Source organism: Streptomyces sp. NPDC005803 (genome assembly GCF_040630435.1).
GTDB lineage: Bacteria > Actinomycetota > Actinomycetes > Streptomycetales > Streptomycetaceae > Streptomyces.
Window position 1 is genome coordinate 1 of sequence record NZ_JBEXXO010000070.1, and the last position, 2,567, is coordinate 2,567.

The 2,567-nt window shown below is 69.8% G+C and carries 3 protein-coding genes; all 3 read right to left on the reverse strand.

The window, feature by feature from the left end:
• Positions 1-782, reverse strand: a 782-nt coding sequence (locus ABZ454_RS38695) for an adenosylhomocysteinase (RefSeq protein ID WP_359544111.1), incomplete at its 3' end; no start/stop codon positions are given.
• Positions 772-1,629 carry a methylenetetrahydrofolate reductase [NAD(P)H] gene (metF, locus tag ABZ454_RS38700; RefSeq protein WP_359544112.1) on the reverse strand — a complete coding sequence of 286 codons (858 nt, stop codon included), beginning with the start codon at positions 1,627-1,629 and terminating at the stop codon, positions 772-774. The genes ABZ454_RS38695 and metF, both read right to left, overlap by 11 nt.
• The coding region (locus tag ABZ454_RS38705; protein WP_359544113.1) for a vitamin B12 dependent-methionine synthase activation domain-containing protein at positions 1,629-2,567 on the reverse strand (939 nt) is incomplete at its 5' end. The genes metF and ABZ454_RS38705, both read right to left, overlap by 1 nt.

Below are 2,567 nucleotides of genomic sequence, written 5' to 3' on the forward strand. Positions count from 1 at the left end.
GCGCAGCCCTTGCCGACATCGCCGTAGCCGCAGACCAGGGCGGTCTTGCCGCCGATCAGGACGTCGGTGGCCCGGTTGATGCCGTCGATCAGCGAATGGCGGCAGCCGTACTTGTTGTCGAACTTCGACTTCGTCACCGCGTCGTTCACATTGATCGCGGGGAACAGGAGCGAACCTTCGCGCTGCATCTCGTAGAGACGGTGGACGCCCGTCGTGGTCTCCTCGGTCACTCCCCGGATCTCCGAGGCCATGACCGGCCAGTTGAGGCGACTGTCCGCCAGCAGGGCCCGTACGACGGCGAGTTCGTCGTTGACGGCCTCGGGGAGTTCGCCGTTCTTCCGGTACTCGACGCCCTTGTGGATCAGGAGGGTGGCGTCACCGCCGTCGTCGAGGATCATGTTCGGGCCGGCATGCCCCGGCCAGGTCAGGGCCTGCACCGTGCACCACCAGTACTCCTCCAGCGTCTCGCCCTTCCAGGCGAACACCGGGATGCCGGCCGCGGCGATCGCGGCCGCGGCGTGGTCCTGGGTGGAGTAGATGTTGCAGGAGACCCAGCGGACCTCGGCGCCGAGGGCTACGAGGGTCTCGATGAGCACGGCCGTCTGGACCGTCATGTGCAGGGAACCGGTGATACGGGCGCCCGCCAGGGGCTGCGTGGCGGCGTACTCCTTGCGGATCGACATCAGGCCGGGCATCTCGTGTTCGGCGAGGGTGATCTCCTTGCGGCCGAACTCGGCCAGGGACAGGTCGGCGACCTTGAAGTCGGTGAACTCAGCGGACACGGAGGCTCCTTGTGGACAGGACGTCGCGGTGGATGTCGAGGGCGGCGGTGGAACGGTTGAGCGTGATGTAGTGCAGGCCGGGTGCGCCTTCGGCGAGCAGCCGGTCGGCCATGGCCGTGGCGTAGGCGACACCGATGCGATGGCCGGCCGCGGGGTCGTGCCGGGCGGCTTCGAGGTGGTGGGCGAGGTCCTCGGGGAAGGCGGCGTGGGACAGCTCGGCGAAGCGGCGGATCTGACGGACGTCGGTGGCCGGCATGATCTCCGGGATGATCGGCACGTCGCAGCCCGCCGCGGCCACCCGGTCCCGCAGCCGCAGGTAGTCCTCCACGTGGAAGAACATCTGGGTGAGCGCGTAGTCGGCGCCCGCCTCGCACTTGGCGACGAAGTGCCGGATGTCGCTCTCCCAGTCGGGTGAGCGCGGGTGCATCTCGGGGAAGGCCGCCACGCCGATGGTGAAGTCCCCCAGCTCCCGCACCAGTTCGACCAGCTCGACCGCGTGGGTGAGGCCATGGGGGTGTGCGGTCCAGGGGCCGTTCGGGTCGCCCGGCGGGTCGCCGCGCAGGGCGAGCACGTCGTGGATGCCGGCGTCGGCGTACTGGCCGATGATGTGGCGCAGTTCGGCGACCGAGTGGCCGACGGCGGTGAGGTGGGCGACCGGGCGCAGGGTGGTGTCGGTGGCGATGCGGCGGGTGACCTCGACGGTGCGGTCGCGGGAGGAGCCGCCGGCGCCGTAGGTGACGGACACGAAGTCCGGTGCGAGCGGCTCGACCCGGCGGATCGCCTCCCACAGCGTCCGCTCGCCCTTGGGTGTCTTGGGCGGAAAGAACTCGAAGGAGAACGTGGGCATCAGCGGCCCCCTCCCGCGTTGAAGTAGCTCGCCTCGGGGTGATGGACGACGAGCGCGTCGGTGGACTGCTCGGGGTGCAGCTGGAACTCCTCGGACAGGGTCACGCCGATGCGCTCCGGCGCGAGGAGGTCCGCGATCTTCGCCCGGTCCTCCAGGTCCGGGCAGGCCGGGTAGCCCAGTGAGTAGCGGCAGCCCTGGTACTCGGTGCGGAACATGCCGCTCATGGACTGCGGGTCGTCGGCGGAGATGCCGAGCTCGCCGCGGACCCGGGCGTGCCAGTACTCGGCGAGTGCCTCCGCCAACTGAACCGACAGGCCATGTAGTTCGAGGTAGTCGCGGTAGGAGTCGGCGGCGAACAGCTTGGCCGTGGCCGCACCGATCCTCGATCCCACCGTGACGACCTGGAGGCCGATGACGTCGGTCTCGCCGGACTCCTCCGGGCGGAAGAAGTCCGCCAGGCACAGGCGCCGGCCGCGCGTCTGGCGGGGGAAGGTGAAGCGGGTGCGCTCGTTCCCGGTGTCGTCGAGGATGATCAGGTCGTCGCCCTTGGACACGCAGGGGAAGTAGCCGTGGACGACGGCGGCCTCGAGCAGGTTCTCGGTACGGAGCCGGTCCAGCCACATCCGCAGCCTGGGCCGTCCCTCGCTCTCGATGGTGGCGCCCTTGAGGCCCCACTGGCCCTTGAAGAGGGCGTCCTCGTCGAGCCAGGAGGCGTACTCCTTGAGCTGGATGCCCTTGACGACGCGGGTGCCCCGGAACGGCGGGGTGGGGACGGGGTTGTCCACGGCGACGTCCGAGCGCCCGAACTCCTGGGGCTCTTCGAGTACCACCTCCCGTTTCGGCACGCGGCGCTGTTTGAGTTCGGGGAGGGTGGCTCCGGGGACGCCGCGCTTGACCGCGATCAGGGCGTCCATGAGGCGCAGGCCCTCGAAGGCGTC